Consider the following 24,423-nt stretch of genomic DNA (forward strand, 5'->3'; position numbering starts at 1 on the left):
TATTGTCGAGTCAAACCAAACCTCAACCGTATTTGTTTGCAAGCTTTTCGATGAATTCAAGTGTCAGCGGATTCATAAATCACCTTTCCTTTTTCGATAATTTCCCTGAGAAATAAATCATTCCAAGCTAGCCGTTGTTCAATTTCAGCAGGAGTTCGCACTAATAAATCTAGAGCAAATTTCGGTTGAATTTTACTTAGTATTTCCCAAGTTTTGCGAAAATTATTACCTTCTGAAGATAAAATTACCAACATATCAACATCCGAATCGCTCGTGGGATTCCCATAGGCGTAAGAGCCGAACAAAATTATTTTTTCTGGTTTAAATTGATTGGCTATTGCCGCACTTAATTCCAGAATTTTGTTTATTTCAATCATTGGCTAATATCTTTGATATTTGGCAATTTAACTGTAATAATAACACATAAATTTGATCGGTATATTGCTGGAATGAGTAATTATCAATCGTTTTTGGCGATCGCCACAATTTTTCAACTGTTACTTTTCGCCGACAAGCTTAACAATTCTTCTAATTCAGTTACACAAAAGTTACCATTAATTTAAAAATACTTAACACGATTTTAGGAAAAAGTTCGTTAAGCTCTAGAAAAGGCAGAAGAAAATTTTAGAGGGTCTAATTTTTATGACAGCTATTACATCGTCGAGAGTAGAATCAATCAGACCCCGCTGGCAAGCAATTGTCATGGTAGCCTTAATTTTCTGGCTCAGCGGTAGCCTGATTATCGATCTAGTTATTATGCCGAGTCTCTACGTATCTGGCATGATGGTATCTTCTGATTTTGCAACAGCCGGAAATTTAATGTTCTGGGGATTTAACCGCGTTGAGTTAATCTGTTCGGGATTCGTAGCAACGGGTTTGATGGTTTTGAGCAATTTAATGGGTGACTCCGGCAAGCGTACTCGCACAGCAATCGTATTATCATTGGTACTTCTGGCGATCGCCCTGATTGACACCTACGGGCTCACACCTCAAATGAGCGCCTTGGGAATGCAGCTAAATCTGTTCGACTCCGCAGCAGAAGTGCCCGCCGGCATGAATACACTGCACCAAGGATATTTTGTTTTGGAAGCGCTAAAGTTGGCTGTCGGCGGTACGCTGCTTGGCTGGTGCTACCAAAACGAAGTTTAATCAACCATAAAAATTAGGACACGGCAGTGCCGTTTCCCTACAATGAATTGGGGTAGGGAAACGGCACTGCCGTGTCCTCTTATTCGGATTCTTCTGACACATCAGATAATTCAGATTTCGGCCACAACAAACGCAAGCCCATCACCGCAAATCCGATCGCAGCGATCGTCTTTACCAACCTCTCCGGTAACACCTCCGCCGTACCTTGTCCAACCAAAACACCAAGGAAACTCGCCAGCAGCAGCGCCGACGCCGTACCAAAAAATACAGCCCGCGGCGAGTTGCAACTGCTACCAAGGGCGATCGCAGCTAATTGACTTTTGTCACCCAATTCTGACAAAAACACCGTAATAAAAGTTATGCCTAAAAGTTGCCAATCCATATTTTTTTTAGTTATCAGTTAGCTCTTGTACAAATATACGACTTACCCACAGCCTCCGATAAACCCGGTTTCTCTGCCAAATCTTCGGTTTGACGACTAAATCTAGCCAGAAACCCGGTTTCTTTCCACCGCAAGCTCCGAGAAACCGGGTTTCTATCCAAAATCCTCGGTTTAACCGCTAAATCTAGCCAGAAACCCGGTTTCTTTGGACTTACCCAAACATAATCAGTAATTCCCAAATCTAAAATCCAAAATCCAAAATCTAAAATCGTTTAACTCAGCACTTCCCAAAGTAAAACCGCCGAAATCGCCAGCAAAATCACTCCCGCAGCCTTCTCCAAAGTTTTCGGATCGATTCGAGTCGCCAGCCACCTTCCCAGCAAAACTCCCAACAAACTCGTTGCAATCAAAGCCGAACCCGCACCCGCAAACACAATCCAAGGATTCCGAGATTCAGCCGTCATCAACAAAATCGCAACTTGAGTTTTATCTCCAACTTCAGCTAAAAAGATAGTTACAAAAGTCGAAGCAAAAATTGCCCAGTGCTTCGGCTTCAGTTGCTTTTCTTCCTGACAGATATCGGGGTTTGCACTCACTGAAACTTCTGCCTGCTCCGGGGTTAAAGCAGCACAAATCTCAGAAGTCTCTTTAAGTTTTTGTAGTTGTACTTGTGGTTGCAAATCAGAATTGGGGGTTTCTGAGTCAGAAGCAGACGAGTTTGGCGGTACAGAATCAAGTTTCACGGGCAATGAGTGCTAAACGCTATTTATTTTTGACTTCTACTTTGGATTTTAACTTTATCTGTGCCTGCTTTTACCTGCGCCAGGCCCATCTTTTTTTGCCGGAGATTCCGCAACCAATTCCAGAAACTGCTCGCCTCACCCAAACACGGATATAAGCCCCACAGTTATCTGTCGAGTCAATCCAAAATCCAAAATCCAAAATCCAAAATTCCCTGGTTTATGTGCCGTAAGTTCGATCGCCCGCATCACCCAAACCAGGTACAATAAACCCCTGTTCGTTGACTATTTCGTCGATCGTTGCCGTATAAAGAACCAAACTCGGGTACTCCGTACTCAGCCGCTTCAAAGCCGGAGGAGCAGCCACCACAGAAATAATCCGAATCAAACTCGGATCAATTCCCCGTGAAATCAATTCCTGCATCGTCGCCACAATCGTCCCGCCAGTCGCCAGCATCGGCTCGCTAATTATCACCCGCGTTTGGGGGTTAAACTGCGCCGGCAATTTATTCAAATAACAAGTCGGCTCCAGCGTCTCCTCATTCCTCGCCATACCTAGATGGTAAATCGAAGCCAGCGGCACAACCGTCTGAATTCCTTCCAGCAGTGACAAACCAGCCCGCAAAATCGGTACCACAACCAACGGAGCTTCCGGGTTAATAAACGTCGCCGCACATGGGCTCAAAGGCGTCTGCACCGTTGCTTCCACTGTCGGTAGCCAATCTCGAATTGCCTCGTAGGCCAGCCAGCGTCCCAATTCTGTCATCGCAGAACGAAAAAGTACCGATGGGGTGGCGGCGTCGCGGGCGACAGCCAGCCAATGTTTAATTAACGGGTGGGGCGGAACGTAAACGCGCAGTTGCAGGGGCATGAGGAAATTGGGGAAATTGCTAGATTTGAAGGATTTGATGCGGTGCGATCGTTTTCGTTGGCGTAGCCCCCCGTAGGGGCGGACTTCGCTAACGATCGCTCTGTGCAACTTATCACAATCTTCCATTCTTTGAATCTAAAATCTAAAATCCTATAAGTCTCTTTGTTTGTAGACCTTCGTCACTTTATTGAAATATATTTTCAATAGTATTGACATAAATTAGCAACAAGGCTATAGTAATTTTTAGTGTTCTCCTCTCAAAGGATAGGCAGACGGGGGCAGTCGGCAATGGTAGACTGTTCCCGCATTTTTTTTGAAGCATTTCTTTTTGAAACATGGCGCATGGCGCATGGCGCATGGCGCATTGGGCATTGGGCATTGGGCATTGGGCATTGGGCATTGCAAGTCAAAAATTAGTATTTCTAACCTTCTTCCTTCTTCCTTCTTCCTTCTTCCTTCTTCCTTCTTCCTTCCTTCCTTCTTCCTTCTTCCTTCTTCCTTCTTCCTTCTGGAGCGATCGACTGTAAAATTGTAGAAATATTAAGATTTTTAACCTAATGTCAGCCCCTACCCAATCCCAGTTATTCTCCGCCAACTCCCGCCCGACAGAGCAAGAGTTTGATGTGATAGTCATCGGTTCCGGCATTGGCGGACTCGTGACTGCAACCCAGCTAGCAGCCAAGAAGGCCAAAGTTTTGGTGCTCGAAAGCTACACAATTCCGGGGGGTAGTGCTGGATATTTCGATCGAGAAGGCTACAGATTTGATGTCGGAGCCTCCATGATATTTGGGTTCGGACAGCGCGGCACCACCAACCTCCTCACCCGCGCCCTCAAAGCCGTCAACGTCACCCTAGAAACAATCCCCGACCCGGTACAGCTTCACTATCACCTACCCTCAGGTCTCGATCTGGAAGTTCCCCAGCCTTATGACAAATACTTGCAAGAATTAATTGACAGGTTTCCTCACGAGCGCGAAGGCATCCAGAAATTTTACGGCGAATGCTGGAACGTATTCAACTGCCTCAACGGCATGGAATTGCTATCCCTAGAAGAACCTGGATATCTAGTTCGAGTCTTTTTTCAGAATCCTTTAGCCTGTTTGGGATTAGTAAAATATCTCCCTCAAAATACTGGCGACATAGCGCGGCGCTACATAAAAGACCCGACTTTGCTGAAATTTATCGACATGGAATGCTACTACTGGTCTGTAGTACCCGCAGACTTAACGCCGATGATTAACGCCGGAATGGTATTTTCTGACAGACATTACGGCGGTATCAATTATCCCAAAGGCGGAGTCGGTCAAATTGCCCAAAAATTAGTAGAAGGATTAGAAAAATGCGGCGGGACAATTCAGTACAAAGCTAAAGCCAAAAAAATTATCACAGAAAACGGCCGCGCTGTCGGAGTCGAGCTAGTAACCGGCGAAGTTTACCGGGCAAAGCGGATAGTTTCTAACGCCACCCGCTGGGATACTTTCGAGAAACTGCTACCTGCTGAAGAGATGCCAGCTAGCGAGAAGAAATGGCAGCAGCGCTATCAAAAAGCCCCCAGTTTCTTGAGCTTGCATTTAGGAGTAGAAGCCAGCGTCATCCCTGCTGGCACTGCCTGCCACCACATTTTGTTAGAAGATTGGGACAAAATGGAAGCGCCAGAAGGAACTATTTTAGTATCAATTCCGACGGTACTCGACCCAGATTTAGCTCCGGCAGGATATCACATTGTTCATGCTTTTACTTCGAGTTGGATGGAAGAGTGGGAAGGACTTTCGCCACAGGAATACGAGGATAAAAAAGAAGAGGCTGGCGGCAGAATTATTGACAGATTAGAAAAGATTTTTCCGGGTTTAGATGCTGGTTTGGATTATATGGAAGTTGGGACGGCGCGTTCTCACCGCCGCTTTTTGGGCCGGGAAGATGGAACTTACGGGCCGATTCCCCGCCAGAAGTTAATGGGTTTGTTGGGAATGCCGTTTAATCGAACTTCTATGCCAGGTTTGTATTGTGTCGGCGATAGTACGTTTCCCGGACAGGGTTTAAATGCGGTGGCATTTTCTGGGTTTGCTTGCGCCCATCGAATTGCTGTGGATTTGGGTTTTTAGTGGTAGGGTTCGTCACATTTAAAATAACCCCAATCAGGTTTGTAGTGAGGACTTCAGTCCTTATCCAACAAGATAGGACTGAAGTCCTCACTACAAACCTAAAGACTAAAAACCCGGTTTCTGGAGAGAAACCGGGTTTTTTAACTTAAAATTGGCACTTCGCATTATTTAAAAGAGTTTACTGCTCGTAGCTGCCGCCTACGCCGATTTGGGTATTGTAGATTTTGGCATCAGTAATAGTCATGTTTTCCATTGATGCGCCTGATACGTCAGCGGTGTTGATGATGGCGGCTGTCAGATTTGCCCGATCGAGGTCTGCGCCATTTAAACTGGCGTTAGTCAGGAAAACTGCGGTTAAGTTGGCACCCGTCAAGTTAGCGCCGGTCAAGTCAGCGCCTTCGAGGTTAGCATTGGAGAGGTTTGCGCCTTGCAAATTCGCTTCTCTCAAATCTGCACCAATCAAATGAGCCTCCGCCAAATTTGCTCCTGACAAGTCACACCCAAAGCATTGCCCAGTGGAGAGTAGCTGCTTGACCTGAGCGGGATTTGCAGCGCTAGCGGGCCCGGCCAACAGTAGGGGAGCAATTAAAAAAGTTGCGGCTAATAGATGGCGTTTCATAATCCCTTTTCCTCGCCAGACTTGGTGTTTAAGTTCTTCTGTTTATATCTACAAGCTTACCACGGTCGTTTTCGCAAATTTGCGATCGAATTCACAGACCTGCTGTGATATTCATTGTCCTCCGCAACTGGCAGGTGGTCTAGAAAAGCTCGCAAAACTTAATATCGTAAAACTTAACACTGCCGAACTTAATACGGTCTGTTTTTGTAGTTACCTTTTCTAGGTTAGCCCGGACAGCAAACAGACGTTTGCTTCTAAAGATGGATATGATTAGTGATGAATGATGTTATAGGTTGATTCTATCGAAAAAAGTTCCCCCAATACATATTTGTTAATAAAACTGTCATTGGACAGAATTTGCACACTTAAAATCCATATACGGTTATAACTTTAGAGGTAGAGGCAGAGCTGTCACCCGCCAGCTCGCCAACCACACATCGGGTGGATTTTTAACAAAAAAATTTAATTATGTCTCAGCAGCGCTGTAAAAATCCACGCACTGCATGGAAAGCAGGGCTTTTTATGACTGTGGTAGAGTCTGTGCGACGATCGCCAAAATGAATTAAATCCTATGATAAAAAATGATTCCTCCAAGCATCTGCCGACTTTAGATCAAGTAATTGACCGCTCCCCCTTGACAGTTGCGCCCGATACCCCATTAGCAGAAGTCATTACCCTGATGGGCCAACGGCGCGGAAGTTGCTCTCTAAACGCAGACATTCCACCCACCGATATCTACCCGCAACTCACAGAAATCCCAAATCCCCTCACCTCAAGCGCCCTCAGAGACGCCAGAGGTATCTGCGTCTTTGTCGTCGAACAATCCCTCGAAAAATCCGACTCCCAATCTGCTCAAAATTCCCAATTGCAAGGAATCTTCACCGAGAGGGATCTCGTCGATTTGATTGCATCGGGCAAAAACTTAAAAAATGTTACGATCGCAGAAGTTATGCAGCAGCCGGCAGCAACTCTGACGAAAGGTGAAGATCGAGACATTTTTAGCGCCTTAATTCTGTTGGGGCAACAACGAATTCACCATTTGCCAATATTAGACAGTGACGGTCAACTTTTAGGAGTAATTACCCCAGAAAGCATTCGCCAAGGCATGGTGCAACCGGCAAATATCTTAAAAATGCGCCTGGTGAAAGAAGTAATGACTGCACAAGTTATTCAAGCGCCTGTTACCTCGTCAGTTATGAGTTTAGCCGAGTTGATGGCGCAGCACCGCGTTAGCTGCGTGGTAATTACAGCGCCAACAGAATTATCGATGAATTTGTCGTTCCCAATTCCTCTAGGTATAGTCACGGAACGGGATATTGTCGAATTTCAAGCTTTAGATATAGATTTGTCGCAGACGATCGCCGAAACTGTAATGAGTAGCCCTTTATTTAGTCTCAAGCCAGAAGACTCGCTTTGGGTGGCTCATCAGGAAATGCAGCAGCGTTTAGTCCGCAGGTTAGTAGTCACTGCCGAAGGCGGAGAACTGCTGGGAATAGTTACTCAAAGCACTTTACTGAGCGTACTTGACCCGATGGAAATGTCCGGGGCGATCGATATTTTGCACGCCAGCGTCCAAGAACAGACTAGCGAATTGCAAAAAGCGATCGCATCTTTGAGCTTGACTAACAGCCGACTGGAACAGGAAATCGTTACCCGCAAGCAGGCAGAGGTGCGGCTGCAACTGTTAGAATCTGCCGTAGTTAACGCTAACGATGCGATCGTAATAATGGATGCGGGATACAGCGATATCTCCGATCCCACCATCATCTATGTCAACGAAGCTTTTACCCAAATGACCGGTTATCGGCCCGCAGAAATTATCGGCCAAACACCGAGTTGTCTGCGCGGGCCCGACAGCGATGGTTCTCAAGTTGCAAAAATTCGTCGCGCTTTCTCTCGCCGAGAACCCCTGCGCTTGGAATTGATCAACTACCGCAAAGACGGTTCAACTTATTGGGTGGAACTCAACAGCGTACCCGTTGCTGACGAGTCGGGAAACCTGACTCACTGGGTATCCGTGCAGCGGGATATTAGCGATCGCAAGCGCATGGAACAAGCTTTTTTTAAGGAAAAAGAACTAGCTCAAGTTACTCTGCAATCGATCGGCGATGCAGTAATTGCTACTGACAGCCACGGCTACATTTCTACCCTCAATCCAGTTGCCGAAAAACTCACGGGTTGGTCAACCTCAGAAGCTAAAGGTTTGCCCCTCGCGGGCGTGTTGAGAATAGTTGACGAAACTACTCGGATGCCGATCGAAAATATCGCTCAAATTGCTTTGTACGAAGGTCGGATTGTTGACCAAGGACACAACAGCTTGCTGATTGCCCGCCACAACCGCGAATTTGCGATCGACCATTGCGTCGCCCCCATCCACGCCAGCAACGGCACAATTGTCGGGGCCGTCGTTGTATTTCGAGATGTCACCCAAGTGCGAACTCAAGCGCGACAACTCACCTGGCAGGCAACTCACGACCCCCTGACGCAATTGGTTAACCGTCACGAATTTGAGTACCAGCTAGAACACGCCCTGCACAGTTCTCAAGGTTACGGTCAAGAACACGTGATGCTTTACCTGGATCTCGATCGCTTCAAAATAGTTAACGATACTTCTGGTCACGTTGCAGGCGACGAACTGCTGCGCCAAGTCAGCCAGCTACTTAAAAGCAATATCCGCAAAACCGATATTTTGGCGCGCCTGGGCGGCGATGAGTTTGCTGTACTCCTGTACAATTGTCCGCCAGAACAGGGCTTAGATGTTGCAAAATTGCTACTGCAAAACATTCAGGAATTTCGGTTTGCGTGGCAGGACAAAACTTTTGCGATCGGCGTCAGTATCGGTTTGGTGGCAATTAATCGCAAAACAGTATCGACTTCTGCGGTGTTGAGCGCGGCAGATCTAGCCTGCTATGCTGCTAAAAATAAAGGCCGCAATCGGGTGCAGGTTTATCAACCGGGCGATCGCGAATTAATCAAACAGCACGGCGAAACCCAGTGGGTGGTCGAAATCAATCAAGCTTTAGAAGATAATCGGTTTCGCTTGTACTCTCAGCCGATCGTACATTTGCGAGAGCTCCCCACCACCGGCACCCACTGCGAAATCCTCCTCCGCCTTCAACTTCAGACTGGTCAGTTAGTCTCACCAATGGCATTTATTCCGGCAGCCGAACGCTATAACTTGATGCACGCGATCGATCGCTGGGTAATTCGCACTTTATTTAGCAATTTATCTCAAATTTTCACGGCAAATCTCTTAGTCCAAAACCACGGGGCAGACGATAATATAGTTACCTTACCTGCTTGCTGCCCCTTGTCTAATTCACAAGCTTCATTTGACAAATATTCTAGCCTTTATGCGATCAACCTTTCTGGGGACAGCATTAACGAAGAAAAATTCATCGACTTTATTCAAGAGCAGTTTTCTCTCTATCAAATACCGCCGGAAATAATTTGTTTTGAAATTACCGAAACCGTGGCGATCGCGAATCTCAGCAAAGCAGCCTGCTTAATTTGGAAACTCAAGGAACTCGGCTGCCAGTTTGCCTTGGACGACTTCGGTAGCGGGATGTCTTCTTTTGCTTACCTGAAAAATTTGCCTGTTGACTATATCAAAATAGATGGCAATTTTATTAAGAATCTTGCCGAGAATCCTATTGATATTGTCATGGTTGAAGCTATTACCAAAATTGCCCACGCCATGGGAATTAAAACTATTGCCGAGTATGTGGAAAGTCAAGCAGTTATGGATAAACTCAAGGAACTTGGGGTAGATTACGGTCAAGGTTATTATTTGGGAAAGCCTCAAACTTTTACTTTTGGCTCTCCTATTGTAGAGGAAGTTTTGGGAGAATTTTCGGTTGATTCTTTGGGTTTTGAGACCAAGTTAGCTTCTTGAATAGTTGACAGTTGACAGTTGACAGTTGACAGTTGAGAGGGGAGCATCTCAGTTTTGCTATAGTGCGAGCGTCCCCGCTCGCGTGCTTGTACACACGCGAGCGGGGACGCTCGCACTGTAAGAAAAAATGCTTCTTGCAAAACTGAGATGCTCCCGTTGAGAGAAGGAAGAGGGAGAATTTCCCAATTACCAATTCCCAATTACCAATGACAACTATTCAACAAGCCAACCGCCAACTGCTTTCCTGTCAACAGTCAACAGTCAACAGTCAACTGATAGCAGCTTCAATGTACTGACTGTCTAAGAGAAAAGCACCTTTTTCAAATCGAATGCCCCAATAATTGCCGGGACGCCGATCGATCACAACACCCTGGGCCCCGATCGCAATTACATTCGCAGGCCGCAGCATCGGCATCGGTTCGGCAGTTTTCACGAAAGGTGGCATCGCCACAACTCGGACTTTTTGACCAATGGTAAATTCTTTATCCATAGTTTTTATGTTTTTATTGGCGATCGGGACACGGCTAGGTTAGCCAAAATTCATTGTGGCGTACTTTTGGCAGAACTCCCGCCTACGGCTTTGTGTCAAACTAAGAATTGATAGAAAATGGCTGATATAAAAGTAGGGGATAATTGGTATGGCTACAAGTCGTCGCATAGAGCGCGTAGCTTCAATGATTAAGCGGGAAGTCAGCCTGATGTTGATCAACGGCATTAAGGACGATCGAGTCGGTGCAGGTATGGTTAGCGTTACCGATGTCATTGTTTCGGGAGACCTTCAGCATACAAAAATCTTTGTCAGCATTTACGGTACTGATGAGGCCAAGGCCGAGACTATGGAAGGTTTGAAATCGGCAACTAGCTATGTCCGCAACCAGTTAGGCCAGCGGGTACAACTGCGTCGGACGCCGGAAGTGATATTTCTCGAAGACCGTTCCCTGGAACGGGGTGATAAAATGGTGATACTGCTGAATCAGCTTTCTGCCGATCGCAAACCAGGTATGTTTGACAACGAAGAATTGACGGATGATGGCGAAAAATTGGCAAATGATGATGATGATGATGATTTAGAAGAAGACGAGGATTAATCTCAAATCCGGTGGCATTGGAATTATGTAATGCGAGTGTCCAAATCTATAATTCCAATGCCCAATTCCCAATTCCCAATTCCCAAATCCCAAATCTAAAATCCCAAATCTAAAATCGAATGATTGACAATCTTTCCTTGCCCGAACTTGTAGCCCAGATGTTCGTGGTGCGCGCTTCAGGCTACTTGTTTGACCACCAAATTCGCTATCGGGCCTGGGAACCAACGGCCGACAAACTCCGCTATTATCTGGAAAATTTGGGCGTGGGTGGGGTAATTTTGGTGGGGGGAAGTGCTGCGGAATTGGCTGTTCGATCGCACCAATTGCAGTCTTGGGCAAAATTTCCGCTGCTGCTGGCTGCTGATATTGAGGAAGGTGTCGGCCAGCGGTTCGCCGGAGCGACTTGGTTTGGGCCGCCGATGGCTATTGCTGAAATTGCGCGGCACGATGCAGGTAAAGCCGATCGCTATGCGGAACAAATGGGGGCTGTGACTGCGATCGAAGCTAGGGCGATCGGTCTCAATTGGATTCTCGCACCGGTGGTCGATGTTAACAACAATCCCGACAATCCTGTGATTAACGTCCGCGCTTTTGGCGAGACATCGGAAATTGTCGGAAAATTGGCAAGTGCTTTTATTCGCGGTGCTCTCGAACACCCGATTTTAACTACGGCTAAGCATTTTCCCGGCCACGGAGATACGGCGGTTGATTCTCACTTGGAATTGCCGGTTTTGCCGCATTCGCCCGATCGATTGGCTGAGATCGAGTTGCCTCCTTTTGTAGGGGCGATCGCCGCCGGGGTCGATGCTGTGATGAGTGCTCACTTGCTGATTCCGGCTTGGGATGACCAGTTTCCGGCTACTCTTTCTCGCAAAATTTTGATCGGGAAGCTGCGGGAAGAGTTGGGATTTGATGGTTTGATTGTAACGGATGCTTTGGTGATGGGCGCGATCGCCAATAAGTACGGCGCGAACGAGGCTGCTGTTTTGGCCGCTGAGGCTGGTGCTGATGTTTTGCTGATGCCGCTTGACCCAGAAGGGGCGATTCTGGCTGTCTGCGAAGCTGTCACTCAAGGGCGACTTGACATAGCACAAATCAAGGAATCTGTCAAGCGAATTTGGCAAGCGAAAATTAAGGTGGGTTTGTCGATCGACCAAACAGCGACAAATCCCAAATTCGACCCTCCGCAGCCCCCTCTGAGCAAGGGTGGGAGTTCCAGCGACTTAATTTTGCTGGCAACAGCAGAGGCAAGGGCGACGGCTGCCGATATTTTGCGAGATTCTTTAAAATTTGGTGGCGCTTTGCCTTTAGTGGCTAAAAAACCCTCGGAAAAGCAAATTTTGCGGAATTTGATTGTGGTAGATGATGTTTTGGGTTGCGAGTTTTTGGGAAAACACACTCCGGCGATCGCTATTCCCGAACAGTTTGGTTACGAATTGCAACTAATTGACGATCGGACAGGCGATTTGAGTCATAATTCAAGCGCAGAGCATTTTTCTCCGACACTGCTGCAAATTTTCATTCGCGGCAATTGCTTCCGAGGTAGTGCCGGATTGACCCAAGCGGCTCAAGATTGGTTTAAGAATTTATTAAAGACGGGAGAACTGCAAGCTGTGGTAGTTTACGGAAGTCCCTACGTTTTAGAACAATTTTTGCCGCACTTGCCTCCGACTATTCCTTATATATTTTGTTTCGGACAAATGCCCGCAGCGCAATCTCTCACTCTAGAGTTGCTGTTCGGCATTAACAAAACGGGGAATGCTTGATCTGCCAGACTGCTGAGTCTTTCCTTGGCTTCATCAGCACTTAAATCGATCCACCCGGTTTCTGTCAAAAATTTTGCTTTTGCGGCGCAGCATCCAGAAACCGGGAATCTGTCGCAACTTTCTAAGTCCTGAATGAAGCTTTGCCGTATATTCGCGTGTTAGCCTGGAATATCTGCCACGTCTCAAAATCCCCAAGCAGATCCCATTGCTCGCTCATCATCTCTATAAGTTTTTCAAATTAATCTGCAAACAGTATCTCAGTATACAGAAAAAAAATTAACTTCCATAATCCTAAGTTTGGATTATATTATTAACAGGGCCATAATTTTTTAGTAGTAAAACCTTGAGGGCGCATTATGATTCAGTCAACTATCAGAATCCAATACTCTTTAGATGTTATCCAAGACGAAGCACGCCACCTCGTCCATGAAGGCGTACTCAGCAGGCAACAGCCTATTTACACACTGTGTCAGTTCATTCCGCCCCGAGAATGGGCTTGCGTAGAAGGAGAATTGGAAAAATGCGATTTCTTGTTGCGCGATCGCATCGCCGACTTAATCGGTACTGAAAACTGGGACAACGACTAAATTGTGGTTCTGTTTAATAAGTTTGCAAGTGGGTTTGCAAGTGGGTTTCCAACTCAATTCGGGCTGTGTTAAAGATGCTTGATCCTTTAATCAGGGTAATTTTCAGCGCGCAAATTTTCCAACTCTATTCTGAGCGCTGCCATCTGTGCAGTTAATTCTTGAATCTCTAGTTTTACATCAGGCTGTACAACCAACTCGGGAGGAGTGTCAGTTGCTGTATCCGATTGCTGATGCGATCCGGATTCCTCGCTGCGTGCATTCTCCCGATCGCCTGGTTGAGAGAAAATAGTATCGACAAAATTACGGGCTTCTCGATCGGTCATTTCTCCTTTTTCAACCAACTCCGAAGCTAGTGGACTTAAATCCGACTGACGAAGTTTGTCCAGATTTTCTTCTCGCTTCTGGGGATCTTGCAGTGTCTCAAGTAAAAAGGAAGTTGCACCTAAAGTTAGGTGAAATCCAGTTTGCAGCATTTGAGGCAGGTTATCGGGATTCATCTAAGAAATGCCGCTAGAAAGTTTTTCGGAGTTTTTGGTTCGCCAGTTAATCCCTATGCGGCGGGATTGCCGCTTTTCGAGCGCAGATGCGAAGTTTTTGGTCGCGATGCCCGTTCACAAAAGTACGCCTTTAGAGGGATGATTTTTTTTCGCAATACAATCATTCTATCATTACTGCGTAAATTCCGAAACGTCAAGTGTAAAGTTTTGTGAAGAAGACTGAGACCTAGCCTGTGGATGGAACAGTCGAGCGATTTGAGATTTGAGATTTGAGATTTGAGATGGAACAGGAGTTACCGACTGCGATCGCAGAAAGCCGGGGCTAGAAACCCAGTTTCTGAGAAAAATTTGCAACGAGAAACGAGAAATATTCGTAGAAACCGCGTTTCTGAGGTTGCAAGTGCATAAATCAAATCTATTTGACCTTTGAGATTTAATGCGGTTAGGGATACAGCGCCTCGCCGGTGGATGGGTCAAAAATAAATAGTCGATCGAAGTCAAGCTGTACCGTCAGCCGATCGCCCGGACGCAAGCGAACACCCGCCGGTACTTGTAACTGTACAGTAGTTTCAGCACCCAACGCAGGTAAACTCGCCCGGATTAAAATTTCTCGCCCCAGAGGTTCAACTACTTTTACCTCTACATCGAGAGGGACTTTTTCTAAAGCCCAAATATCCCTATTGAAATCATCCTCTTCTGCTGTTTGTGGCGTAAAGATTTCTATATTTTCTGGACGAATTCCCAAATCAAATGCTTGTCCTTCTTTCGCCTGCAATCTTTTATGAATCGAGGGCGGACAGGCTAAAGATTGACTTCCTACCTGAAAAGATTCGTTTGCATAAATTGCAGGTAAAATGTTCATAGCAGGATTGCCTAAAAATGTGGCAACCATCCGATTAGCTGGTTTAGCGTAAATGCTTTGCGGGTCTCCGATTTGCTGAATTTTGCCTCCATTTAAAACTACAATTTTATCAGCTAAAGTCATCGCTTCCACTTGGTCGTGGGTGACATAAACTGTGGTAATTCCCAGCCTTTGATGGAGTTGTTTGAGTTCGGCCCTAGTGTCGTCTCGCAGTTGGGCGTCGAGGTTGGAAAGCGGTTCGTCTAAAAGAAATACTTTGGGTTCGCGGGCGATCGCCCTTCCGAGTGCTACCCGCTGCTGCTGTCCGCCTGATAGCTGTTTCGGCTTGCGGTTGAGGAGGTGATCGATCGAGAGCGATCGGGCTACAATTTCGACTCTTTCTTTAATTTTTGCAGCATCAACATTCCGCATCCGCAATCCAAAAGCCAAATTTTCGGCGACAGTCATGTGCGGGTAAAGCGCGTAATTTTGAAATACCATTGCGACATCGCGCTGTCTCGCCGGAATGTTATTAACTAAATTATCTCCAATATAAAGATTGCCAGAAGTTGCAGTTTCCAAACCTGCAATTGTCCGCATAATTGTAGACTTTCCGCAGCCGGAGGGCCCGACTAATACCCAAAATTCTCCATCCGGGATTTTGAAACTGATGTTTTCAATCGCGGTGACATTTTGGTAGCGTCTAGTAATATTTTCTAAGCGAACGTTTGCCATTTGTTAGTAGTTATTGGTTACTGGTTATTAGTTATCTGCTAGACCTCTAGGGTGCGTCAGACGAAGTTATACAACGATTATCTAGGGTTCCAGATTTGACGCACCTACGATATGTGCCAGTTGGCATTAGTCCTATGGCTTTTACCTTTTATCTTCGGAAAGCTTGTTCAATTCTAAAACTGTGCGGGCTAATTCTTCAACGATTGGTGTAGATTCAGCTTGGCGTAATGCTTCTACTAAAGAATTGTAATACCAGAGAGTACCATCTTTTTTGCCTTTGAAGCGTTCCCAAACGCGATCGCCTAATTCACGGTAATCTTTCAGGATCGATCGCGCATTATAAAGTTTATCAGCCGCCGAGACCAATCTGACGGAGTGGGAAGCTTGAGAAATGCGATCGATATAAGCTTGTTTGCGATCGCGCCAAGGGGGTTTCGCCGTCGCATCGCTGTCGGTACAGCCGTCTACAATCGCTGTGACGATATCCCCAAAGTGGTTGCGGATGGCTTCGCGGGTGGTGGGGCCGCCTCGATCTTCGATCGCATCATGAAGCAAAGCTGCGATCGCCTCATCTTCATTGGCGCCATATTCCAAAGCTATACTAGCAGTACCCAATAAATGAGCGATATACGGAACACCAGAACCTTTGCGGACTTGAGTTGCGTGCAATTCGGCGGCATAGGTGAGGGCTTCAGAAAATCGGTTTGATAGTATCATAGAAGTTACCTTATTTAATCCAGTCATCAAAGGCTAATCTCCTGTAAACTTAAAATATTCAAAGAGAGGTTGCGATCGTGACAGCTACTATAATCATACCAAAAAATGCCGACAAAAAATCACCGCCAGAATCACCGCCCGAATTAGAAAATACACCACAAATTCAACCCAAATCTGATCCACAAAAAATCATATCTCTCGAAGATTTTTTAGTCAAACCGCCTGATAGAATGGAATGGGTTGACGGCAACTTAGTAGAGAAAACAGGAATGACATTCAAACACAGTTTGGCTCAATCTAAACTATCTACATCCTGGAGAAATTACCAAAATTCCAGCGGACAGGGAGGAGAAGTTCTGACCGAAATACTTTGTCGCACTAACAAGCAGGGTCGCCGACCAGATATCGCTTACATTACTCCCGAACTGCTGCCACAATCAGGCAATTTTACAGCATTTTCCCAAAGTTTTCCCTTGATAGCAGAAGTTGCTTCTCCCGAAGATAGCGGCGAAGAATTATTTGCAAAAGCTCACGAATATTTGGAGTCGGGCTGTCAAGAAGTCTGGCTGCTTTTTCCTGAAGCTAGATTAATATTTGTGAATGCCGGGGAACGCTGGCTGTTGTTTAATGCAGATGAAGTTGTTAACACTCAAACTGTACTTGCAGGTTTTAGGGTAGCTGTCAACGAACTACTCATTTAAAAAACTTAAATTGTTTTGCTAAATATTCAGATTTTATTGAAATTAATGATTGCTTAATCTCTCTCTTCTCCTCCACTGCACCCTCTGCCCCCTCTACCATGCGGTTCATTCATAAAAATCTTGGTAAAATTTTAGCAAAAATGTCCTCAAAGTTTGTTAAGCTGTTCTAGCAGTTTTTTTTGACTTGTAGTCACCATCACAGTAATGAGTCAGCAGGCAACCCTATTCCAGTACAAACCACTACACAAGCCAAACCAACTGATTTGCGGAACTGGTCAAACCGCTGTAGTGACTGGATGGACTGTAAAGCAAGCGATCGCCAAACACCTTCACGCCCATGAGTTTGCTGTGATTGGACAGTTGTACAGTTCAACTCGTGGAATTAGCTTTCTGATTCGGAATCTTTTATTCAATCCCCATGTCCGCTTTTTAGTAATCATGAACGCTACAAAAGAAGACCTCAATGCTGGTGGATGTAAATGCCTGCTGGACTTCTTCCGTAATGGGTTTACAGAAGGAACCAGTGATACCGGACGAAAATGTTGGGTGATTAATTCTCCTATTACTGGGTATATTGATATTGAAATTCCAGCTAGTGCTTTGGAACAATTACGACAATCGATAGAGGAACCTGTAGAAGCAAAATCCATTTCTGAAGCTGTAGCCTCTGTCAAGTCTTACTCACAACAGAACATACTTGAACCGTGGGGTAATTACTTAGAATTTCCTATCTCTGAAATCGTTCCTACTATTCAACCTGGACCGCGTTACGGTCATCGGATAGAAGGAACAACTATTGCAGAAACTTGGGTTAAAATTATTCATCGCATCAAAACAACAGGTACAATTCGACCGACTGGCTACGATGGCAAATGGCAAGAATTAATTGATTTAATAGCTGTGGTGAAAAATGAGCCACCAGGCTTTTATTTCCCCGAACCAAATTATCTGCCCATTGACCGTCCTTTTGTTCAAGAATACACTTCACAAATATTAGATGATTCAGTGAAACGAGAAGGTGTTAAATACACTTATGGGCAGCGTCTTCGTTCTTGGTTTAATGGACGCGACCAGATTGAACAAGTTATTAATAAATTAATAGGTGAGATTGACGCTGCTAGTGCAGTTATGTCGCTGTGGGATGTAGCCGATCACGATTCAGGTGGCAGTCCATGCCTTAACCATATCTGGCTAAGAGTTGTGGATAACGAACTGTCAATGACTGCTACTTTCCGCAGTAACGATATGTTTAGCGCCTGGCCTGCTAACGCTATAGGATTGCGAAAATTGCAAGAACACATTCGAGACGCGATCGCCGATCGATCGGAGTACGATCTAAAGATGGGTCCACTGATTACGATTAGTCAGAGTGCTCATATCTACGATGATACTTTCGATTCAGTTGACCGGATTATCAACCAGCACTATCAAAAAATAGTTGATGCAGAACGTAGACGTTATTTCGATCCAAGTTATTCTGATTGCGATTCAGTGGGAAACTTCATCATCAAATTGGAGGATAAAACAATAGTTGTTTCCCAAACAACTCCTGGTAGTGGTGAAATTACCAAGCATTATAGTGGCAGAGATCCTCTCAAGCTATTACGAGAAATTTGTGCTAATTCTCCGGCAATACAGCCTGAACATTCAGGTTACTTAGGGCTAGAAATCCAGAAGGCTTTTGGCTGCATTGCAACTGGCAAAAAATATATTCAGGATCAATAAATCTAAGCGTCGTAAAGTTAAAGCATAGGAAATAGTTTATGTCGGTTCTAAGCGAGTGGGATATTATCAATGAGCTAGGTAGAGGGATATTTATTTATCCTTTTAAAGGGAGAGAACATAGCATCAGAGGTTGCTGTTTACGCCTAACGGCAAGTGAATATGCTTATACATTTAACATAGATCAACAGACTCAACAGAAACAAACATTGCTTTTAAAAGATCGACAGGATAATAAACTTATTAAAATTCCAAGCCGAAAAACAGCTATAATATGGACTAATGAGTCAGTATTTGTTAACAATTATTTATGTGGAGTAATTCATTCACAAGTAAAATTAGTGTCACAGGGAATAGGACATCTTGGAACAAGAGTTAATCCTAATTATGGAGGTGTGATGGCTATAGCTCTTCATAATTTATCAGACAACGATATACAGATTAAAGTAGGTGATACTATTGCATATTTAAGAATTCATAGGTTGAGTTCAAAATCTTCTTTTTCTTCGGCATATAGAGACGATCCTGGTAAGCTTCATGATGCTATTCCTGAAGACTATCCAACACCGCCGGAACTTAGAAGCTGGTTAAACGATTCACAAAATCTGTGGAGAAAAGGAGATAAAAATGATATTTTAAAAGCGTTAGAGCAATCGTCTGAATATAAAAAAGCCAAGGATGAGCTTAAACAGAAATCTATTCGCTACCGTTTAGTTTTTAAGTATTTGCCACAGTGGGAACCGATGGTTTGGGCTACGATTGTCGCGGCATTAGCAGCAATTGGGGGAGCAATTGGGACATGGGTAGCAGTTTTGAAACCTTCTTCACCACCTTCTTTTGATCCAAAACCAATCATCACACCAAAGACACAAATAGCACCCACCCCTAAAGCAACCTCTGTTCCAAAATAATACTGTTGAGAAAGCGTAAAAATCAATGAACAAAGTATATATATCTGGTGCTTTAACAGGAATTGAGAAACCAGCAGAAGTCAAGAGTTTCTATGAAGCCATTGGTCTGCTTTGCCAAGAAATAGGTTTTCAAGCGTATGTTCCACATATGTATACCGATCCCATCAATAACCCTGACATTAGTCCTAGCCAAGTATTTGAGAGAGACAAACATCAAGTTAGTACATCAGATTTAGTCATTGCTTACCTTGGCTCCTTCTCTTTTGGTGTGGGAATGGAGCTAGCTTATGCTGAAATGAATAATATTCCTATTGTGATTATTTATGAAAAAGATAAAGTTATATCAAGATTTCCACTGGGTATCCCTACAGTAATTGCTGAAGTTCAGTTTCAGACTTATGAAGATGCTTTGAACCAACTTAAAAACGTTTTGGAACAGAAAAAAATACAGCAGCTTATGAATAAAACCTATCAAAGACCAAATTGGGATGAATACTTTTTGATGTTGGCAAAATTGGCCGCAACGCGATCGACTTGTCTGGCATTTCCCGTCGGCGCGGTAATCGCTAAAAACAGGCAAGTTTTAGCTACGGGTTACAACGGTTCCCCCTCAGGTTCGGTACACTGCACGGCTCAAGGCTTCTGCTATCCGGGTTTGAGCAGTTGCGATGCTAGCAAAACTTTGCCGTCGCGGGCGGTTCACGCTGAAGCAAATGCGATCGCCACTGCTGCCAAACACGGCATATCTACGGCTGGAGCTAGCATTTATGTGACTTTAGAACCCTGCATTTATTGTTTGAAATTAATTATTTCCGCCGGCATTCGCGAAGTATTTTACGAAACTGTTTTTAACAGCGGAGAAAAGGCGGCCTTGAGAGATTCTTTTATAGCCGATGGTATTGTTGAATTCAAACAAATTAAGCTATCTGAAAGTACAGCAAAAAGATCGGCTTCATTTCTGCTGAATCCTACATCTGTTCCAAAAGACGATCGACCATTCGGTTCGTAGTCAGGACTTTAGTCCGCATTCAAGAAGGACTAAAGTCCTCACTACAAACCTTCTCTCTTGGGTTGGTAGTGAGGACTTCAGTCCGCATTAAAGAAGGACTAAAGTCCTCACTACAAACCTTTTCAATCAAACTCATTCACAGCTTGCAAATAGTCGATCGCCGCATCTATCCTCGAACTATACTTAAAAGCAAACTGATCGAACCAATATCTCTCATCGGAATTTTTATCCAAATTCTTCAGCCAAACCTGAGCTTGCCTAACTTTCTGCCTGTGCGTTTGTACGTCTAACTCTGACTGCACAATCTTTTCTGCTGGCTGCGGTGCTAGTGCCGTCACTTCCTGAGGTTTATTTTCTGCTTCGTGCAGAGGCTGAAGCGGTTGTTGTGCAGCCACTTCCTGAGCTTTATTTTGTGCTTCGTATTCAGCCTTGATTTCAGCTAAATCCTTGTCAAAAGTACCAGAATACTTGATATCTGCTGTTTTAAAAGTTTGATTTGACGGCACTGCTGCTGGTTGGGAAAGCGGTTGTGCTTCCACTGGCGGCTGACTTGGCGCGTCGCGATTTTTTTGAGATGCTTGATATTCTGCCCTAAGTTCAGCTAACAGGCGATCGATCGATTCCATGACTTAAAACCCCCTTTAAAAAATCCTGCCCAGCAACCAGGCACAAATATAGTCCCGCAAACAACCCGCAGCCTCCTCAATCAGTTATTGCATTCAGCAATACTTCCGTCAGGGTCATTCCTTCGATATCATCCATCGTCACTGTATCAACGATATCGAATTTAGCTCCGGCGCTTTGCAGTTCGTCATCCAATATCTTGAGAAACTTAGTCGCTTCCGGGGCATTCCCTACTTGAATGAAGGAAATCGCCAGCTCTTCATCTCGATCGAGCTTCCGCGATGCCTCTATAATTGTTTTCATTACTTCCTTGCGATCGTCCGGTTCGCCGTCCGTCACCACTAATATGGTTTCGCCATTTGGCTTGGTCTTACCGGATGCTTTGCGCTGAAAATAATTGTTGAGAGAATCTAGCAGCACCGCAGCCAAATTTGTAGTCCCGGAAGGTTCGTTTTCTTGGAAGATTTGCACTACTTTAGCTGATGTTACATTTTCGTAGCGTTTGAAGCGACCAGAAAAAACGTAAACTGTGATGCCGTCTGGGTCAAGTTCTTCGCATTTATTCGCCAGTGCGACAGTCGATTCTTGCATCAGCGCCCAGCGACTTTTTCCTCCCATCTGGTCTTTGGTGTACATACTGCCGCTTTTGTCAATGATGATTGTATAATCGCGGTTCTGAAGCATAAGATTTTTCCTGTTAATTAAGAAGTTTTTCCCAAAAAGAGCAAAACCAGCGAGCATAAGCGGTTGAGCTTGATTTTGCTCGCTGCGTTTTTTTAGTTGATTTGCGATCGCAAATACCCGAATTTAAGCTGCAACTAAAGCGTTTTTAAGCGGCTTCCAGCTAAAAGCTCGATCGCCCCCCATCTCTACTGCTATTTTAACTCGCGGCTCTAGCGTCGGCAAAACAGTCAAATACTCAACTTCCTGACTCGACAAAACCTGCCCTTCAATAATCCAAAGCACCAGTCCTTTTGATTTTGGCGGCAAATTATCTAATTGAGTTTGCAACATCGGAGGTACATAGTAGGTGTAACCCACAGCCCCTTCATTACCAGTAGTTTTCTTGCCCAAATGCGGCGGCCGCACCCCGTGAACTCCGGTCAAATACATCGCCAAATCGCCCAAACCCCGCGCCGTAATCGTGTACGCACCGTAGCCGGCAGCCCGCAGCCGTCGCAGGTAACGGCCCTCAAATCCTCCCTCTAAAGGAACGTACAGGGCTAGCGACCCCGACTTTTCCAAATCCCGAATCATATCCGCACCAGTTGTAATCAGTCCCATAAATTTGTCTAGCCTGCTGTTTAAAATTTGGTCGATCGCCCATTGCGAGCTTAAAGTATTATAAATGCTAAAGCTGAGGCGAAAAGTTATCAAAAAAGGCCTTGACAAATAACAAACACTTCATGTAATATTGTTAACTGGCGCTGTGAAAGGATACTGAGTAGCTTGCTATTCAAGTCCTAGCCCAAATAAGCAAGACCGACATTAAACTCGGAGATCGAATAGGTAAAAAACCTAGAATCTCAACCCTTGCAAGACTTCCACAAGCTCGCTCCCAAATTTAAAACTCAAATTTTAAACACCGAGGAAAGCTGTTGGTTGATAACAGTTAATTGCAGGAACACTGAAATAGATGTTTCTGCACAAGAGCAAGCGGATTGACGTAAACTTCGCAATCCGAAACCTCTTGCGTAAATAAAAGGAAAAAAATCCGTGTCTGTAGGCATTCTTGGCACTAAACTAGGCATGACTCAAGTGTTTGACGCTGAAGGGAGAGCAATCCCCGTCACCGTCATACAAGCAGGGCCTTGTACAGTAACTCAAATCAAAACTAAACAAACTGATGGCTACACTGCCATTCAGATTGGATACGAAGAAGTAAAACCAAAGGCTCTCAACAAGCCAGAATTGGGACACCTTGCCAAGTCGGGGGCGAATCCATTGCGCCACTTGCACGAATACCGCTTGGAAGATACCAGTTCCTTTGAATTAGGCCAACAAGTAAAAGCAGACGCTTTTACACCGGGACAAATCGTAGATGTCATCGGTACCAGCATCGGTAAAGGTTTTGCAGGCTTTCAAAAGCGCCACAACTTCAAACGCGGCCCCATGTCTCACGGTTCTAAGAATCACCGCGAACCTGGATCGATCGGACCTGGAACCACTCCCGGACGCGTCTATCCCGGTAAAAGAATGGCAGGACGCATGGGCAACGTTCAAGTTACCGTCCGCAAACTGACAATTGTCCGGGTGGATGCAGAGCAGAATTTGTTGCTGATCAAGGGAGCAGTTCCCGGAAAAGCTGGCGCCTTAGTCAATGTTGTTCCTGAGAAAAAAGTTGGGTGGTAGTTATTGGTTATTGGTTATTTGTTATTGGTTATTGGTTATTAGCAACAACTAACAACTAACAATCAACAAATAACAACCAACAACTGACAACTAACAACTAACAACCAACAACTGACAAAGGAAAAAGGACAAAAGATATGGTTAACTGTGTAGTGCGAAATTGGCAAGGCGAAGAAGTTGGAGAAACAACTTTAGAGCTTCGCGTAGCCAAAGAAGAAAATGCGTCTCACATCGTTCACAGAGCCTTGAGACGGCAAATGGTCAACGCCCGTCAAGGGAATGCTTGCACCAAAACTCGATCGGAAGTTAGAGGCGGCGGCCGCAAACCCTGGCGTCAAAAAGGCACAGGTCGAGCCAGAGCAGGTTCGATCCGTTCTCCGTTGTGGCGGGGCGGCGGTGTCATCTTCGGACCGAAACCCAGAGACTTTGAAGTCAAAATGAACAAAAAAGAACGCCGTCTCGCTTTGCGGACAGCATTCTTTAGCCGTACCGAAGACATCATTGTGGTTGAAGAATTTGCAGAGCAATTTCCGAGACCGAAAAGCAAAGAATTGCTAAGTGCGATCGCCCGTTGGGGTATCGAAGCCCATAAAAAAGTTCTGTTAATCTTGCCAGAACCGCAACTCAACGTTTACCTGTCAGGACGCAACATCGAATTAGTCAACGTCATCTTGGCAACTTCTCTGAATGTTTACGACGTTCTCGCGGCTGACAAAATAATCGTCACCTCTACAGCCATAGCAAAAATTCAGGAGATTTACGGTGAGTAAAATCGACCCCCGCGACTACGCAGATTTGATCCAGCGTCCGATTCTCACCGAGAAAGCTACCCGAATGATGGAATTAAATCAATTCACATTTGACGTAGCGCCAAAAGCGACCAAGCCTCAAATCAAAGCTGCAATCGAAGAACTATTTAAGGTCAAAGTCATTGGCGTCAACACCCAAAACCCGCCGCGAAAAAAGCGCCGAGTAGGTAAATTCGTCGGCTTTAAACCTTGCTACAAGCGAGCAACAGTAACTCTGCTAGACGGAGACTCGATCCGCAAACTCCTATTCCCAGAAGTTTAGCCAATTTTGGATTTTAGATTTTAGATTTTAGATTCCAGTTAACT

General features: G+C 45.1%; 26 protein-coding genes. 13 read left to right on the forward strand and 13 right to left on the reverse strand.

Annotation, left to right across the window (positions count from 1 at the left end; genetic code table 11):
• Positions 1-56: 56 nt before the first annotated feature.
• Positions 57-377 (reverse strand): nucleotidyltransferase domain-containing protein, encoded by a 321-nt coding sequence (locus JGK11_RS01365; RefSeq protein WP_293185527.1) that lies wholly within the window; start codon positions 375-377, stop codon positions 57-59.
• A 265-nt stretch (positions 378-642) separates the two neighbouring features.
• On the opposite strand from JGK11_RS01365, the gene JGK11_RS01370 reads away from it, so the two are divergent.
• Complete coding sequence (locus JGK11_RS01370) at positions 643-1,149, forward strand: DUF4149 domain-containing protein (protein WP_293176026.1); 507 nt, start codon at positions 643-645, stop codon at positions 1,147-1,149.
• 79 nt (positions 1,150-1,228) lie between these two features.
• Here JGK11_RS01370 and JGK11_RS01375 read toward each other — a convergent pair whose 3' ends face one another.
• The 4 genes from JGK11_RS01375 to JGK11_RS01390 all read right to left on the reverse strand — a co-directional run bounded on the left by JGK11_RS01375 (position 1,229) and on the right by JGK11_RS01390 (position 3,776).
• On the reverse strand, positions 1,229-1,531 hold the full coding sequence (locus tag JGK11_RS01375; RefSeq protein ID WP_293176024.1) for a TMEM165/GDT1 family protein: 303 nt from the start codon (positions 1,529-1,531) through the stop codon (positions 1,229-1,231).
• A 272-nt stretch (positions 1,532-1,803) separates the two neighbouring features.
• Positions 1,804-2,274: a TMEM165/GDT1 family protein gene (locus JGK11_RS01380; protein WP_293176022.1), complete on the reverse strand. Its 471-nt coding sequence runs from the start codon at positions 2,272-2,274 to the stop codon at positions 1,804-1,806.
• Positions 2,275-2,491: 217 nt separating this feature from the next.
• Positions 2,492-3,142: a uracil phosphoribosyltransferase gene (gene upp, locus JGK11_RS01385; protein ID WP_293176030.1), complete on the reverse strand. Its 651-nt coding sequence runs from the start codon at positions 3,140-3,142 to the stop codon at positions 2,492-2,494.
• A 406-nt stretch (positions 3,143-3,548) separates the two neighbouring features.
• On the reverse strand, positions 3,549-3,776 hold the full coding sequence (locus tag JGK11_RS01390) for a hypothetical protein (RefSeq protein ID WP_293210356.1): 228 nt from the start codon (positions 3,774-3,776) through the stop codon (positions 3,549-3,551).
• On the opposite strand from JGK11_RS01390, the gene crtH reads away from it, so the two are divergent.
• A complete protein-coding gene (gene crtH / locus JGK11_RS01395; protein WP_293195911.1) occupies positions 3,700-5,244 on the forward strand; it encodes a carotenoid isomerase in 1,545 nt (514 codons plus the stop codon). The genes JGK11_RS01390 and crtH overlap by 77 nt on opposite strands.
• A gap of 178 nt (positions 5,245-5,422) precedes the next feature.
• On the opposite strand, the gene JGK11_RS01400 is transcribed toward crtH, so the two are convergent.
• Complete coding sequence (locus tag JGK11_RS01400; protein WP_293210298.1) at positions 5,423-5,863, reverse strand: pentapeptide repeat-containing protein; 441 nt, start codon at positions 5,861-5,863, stop codon at positions 5,423-5,425.
• Positions 5,864-6,434: 571 nt separating this feature from the next.
• On the opposite strand from JGK11_RS01400, the gene JGK11_RS01405 reads away from it, so the two are divergent.
• Complete coding sequence (locus JGK11_RS01405) at positions 6,435-9,758, forward strand: EAL domain-containing protein (RefSeq protein WP_293176016.1); 3,324 nt, start codon at positions 6,435-6,437, stop codon at positions 9,756-9,758.
• Positions 9,759-10,026: 268 nt separating this feature from the next.
• Here JGK11_RS01405 and sipA read toward each other — a convergent pair whose 3' ends face one another.
• Entirely contained in the window at positions 10,027-10,248 is a 222-nt protein-coding gene (gene sipA / locus JGK11_RS01410) for a regulatory protein SipA (RefSeq protein WP_293176014.1), read from the reverse strand.
• Between the two features lie 148 nt (positions 10,249-10,396).
• On the opposite strand from sipA, the gene rbfA reads away from it, so the two are divergent.
• The 3 genes from rbfA to JGK11_RS01425 all read left to right on the forward strand — a co-directional run bounded on the left by rbfA (position 10,397) and on the right by JGK11_RS01425 (position 13,199).
• Entirely contained in the window at positions 10,397-10,846 is a 450-nt protein-coding gene (gene rbfA, locus JGK11_RS01415) for a 30S ribosome-binding factor RbfA (protein ID WP_293176012.1), read from the forward strand.
• A 119-nt stretch (positions 10,847-10,965) separates the two neighbouring features.
• Positions 10,966-12,612 (forward strand): glycoside hydrolase family 3 N-terminal domain-containing protein, encoded by a 1,647-nt coding sequence (locus JGK11_RS01420; RefSeq protein WP_293210300.1) that lies wholly within the window; start codon positions 10,966-10,968, stop codon positions 12,610-12,612.
• Between the two features lie 356 nt (positions 12,613-12,968).
• Complete coding sequence (locus JGK11_RS01425) at positions 12,969-13,199, forward strand: DUF4327 family protein (protein WP_293150704.1); 231 nt, start codon at positions 12,969-12,971, stop codon at positions 13,197-13,199.
• 86 nt (positions 13,200-13,285) lie between these two features.
• Here JGK11_RS01425 and JGK11_RS01430 read toward each other — a convergent pair whose 3' ends face one another.
• The 3 genes from JGK11_RS01430 to JGK11_RS01440 all read right to left on the reverse strand — a co-directional run bounded on the left by JGK11_RS01430 (position 13,286) and on the right by JGK11_RS01440 (position 15,989).
• A complete protein-coding gene (locus JGK11_RS01430; protein ID WP_293176008.1) occupies positions 13,286-13,696 on the reverse strand; it encodes a hypothetical protein in 411 nt (136 codons plus the stop codon).
• Positions 13,697-14,138: 442 nt separating this feature from the next.
• Complete coding sequence (locus JGK11_RS01435; RefSeq protein WP_293176006.1) at positions 14,139-15,272, reverse strand: ABC transporter ATP-binding protein; 1,134 nt, start codon at positions 15,270-15,272, stop codon at positions 14,139-14,141.
• A gap of 141 nt (positions 15,273-15,413) precedes the next feature.
• Positions 15,414-15,989, reverse strand: coding sequence for an HD domain-containing protein (locus JGK11_RS01440; RefSeq protein ID WP_293210302.1), 576 nt, complete (start codon positions 15,987-15,989; stop codon positions 15,414-15,416).
• Positions 15,990-16,066: 77 nt separating this feature from the next.
• Here JGK11_RS01440 and JGK11_RS01445 point away from each other — a divergent pair, with 77 nt between their 5' ends.
• The 4 genes from JGK11_RS01445 to JGK11_RS01460 all read left to right on the forward strand — a co-directional run bounded on the left by JGK11_RS01445 (position 16,067) and on the right by JGK11_RS01460 (position 20,332).
• On the forward strand, positions 16,067-16,690 hold the full coding sequence (locus JGK11_RS01445) for a Uma2 family endonuclease (protein WP_293176002.1): 624 nt from the start codon (positions 16,067-16,069) through the stop codon (positions 16,688-16,690).
• A 204-nt stretch (positions 16,691-16,894) separates the two neighbouring features.
• Positions 16,895-18,415 (forward strand): thymidylate synthase, encoded by a 1,521-nt coding sequence (locus tag JGK11_RS01450; RefSeq protein WP_293210304.1) that lies wholly within the window; start codon positions 16,895-16,897, stop codon positions 18,413-18,415.
• Between the two features lie 38 nt (positions 18,416-18,453).
• Complete coding sequence (locus JGK11_RS01455) at positions 18,454-19,323, forward strand: hypothetical protein (RefSeq protein ID WP_293195921.1); 870 nt, start codon at positions 18,454-18,456, stop codon at positions 19,321-19,323.
• 457 nt (positions 19,324-19,780) lie between these two features.
• Positions 19,781-20,332 (forward strand): dCMP deaminase family protein, encoded by a 552-nt coding sequence (locus tag JGK11_RS01460; RefSeq protein ID WP_293176028.1) that lies wholly within the window; start codon positions 19,781-19,783, stop codon positions 20,330-20,332.
• A gap of 122 nt (positions 20,333-20,454) precedes the next feature.
• Here JGK11_RS01460 and JGK11_RS01465 read toward each other — a convergent pair whose 3' ends face one another.
• The 3 genes from JGK11_RS01465 to JGK11_RS01475 form a co-directional block, all read right to left on the reverse strand.
• A complete protein-coding gene (locus JGK11_RS01465; RefSeq protein ID WP_293210306.1) occupies positions 20,455-20,958 on the reverse strand; it encodes a hypothetical protein in 504 nt (167 codons plus the stop codon).
• A 76-nt stretch (positions 20,959-21,034) separates the two neighbouring features.
• Positions 21,035-21,640 carry a VWA domain-containing protein gene (locus JGK11_RS01470; RefSeq protein WP_293133918.1) on the reverse strand — a complete coding sequence of 202 codons (606 nt, stop codon included), beginning with the start codon at positions 21,638-21,640 and terminating at the stop codon, positions 21,035-21,037.
• Between the two features lie 123 nt (positions 21,641-21,763).
• Positions 21,764-22,240, reverse strand: coding sequence for an NAD(P)H-quinone oxidoreductase subunit N (locus JGK11_RS01475; RefSeq protein WP_293133916.1), 477 nt, complete (start codon positions 22,238-22,240; stop codon positions 21,764-21,766).
• 432 nt (positions 22,241-22,672) lie between these two features.
• Here JGK11_RS01475 and rplC point away from each other — a divergent pair, with 432 nt between their 5' ends.
• The 3 genes from rplC to JGK11_RS01490 all read left to right on the forward strand — a co-directional run bounded on the left by rplC (position 22,673) and on the right by JGK11_RS01490 (position 24,379).
• Positions 22,673-23,308, forward strand: a complete 636-nt coding sequence (gene rplC, locus JGK11_RS01480) for a 50S ribosomal protein L3 (RefSeq protein WP_293133914.1) — start codon at positions 22,673-22,675, stop codon at positions 23,306-23,308.
• Between the two features lie 137 nt (positions 23,309-23,445).
• Complete coding sequence (rplD, locus tag JGK11_RS01485; RefSeq protein ID WP_293175994.1) at positions 23,446-24,078, forward strand: 50S ribosomal protein L4; 633 nt, start codon at positions 23,446-23,448, stop codon at positions 24,076-24,078.
• A complete protein-coding gene (locus tag JGK11_RS01490) occupies positions 24,071-24,379 on the forward strand; it encodes a 50S ribosomal protein L23 (RefSeq protein WP_293133910.1) in 309 nt (102 codons plus the stop codon). Before rplD ends, JGK11_RS01490 begins: the two co-directional genes overlap by 8 nt.
• The last annotated feature ends 44 nt before the right edge of the window (positions 24,380-24,423 follow it).

The sequence above is a fragment of the Microcoleus sp. PH2017_34_RAT_O_A genome (assembly GCF_020737885.1).
GTDB lineage: Bacteria > Cyanobacteriota > Cyanobacteriia > Cyanobacteriales > Microcoleaceae > Microcoleus.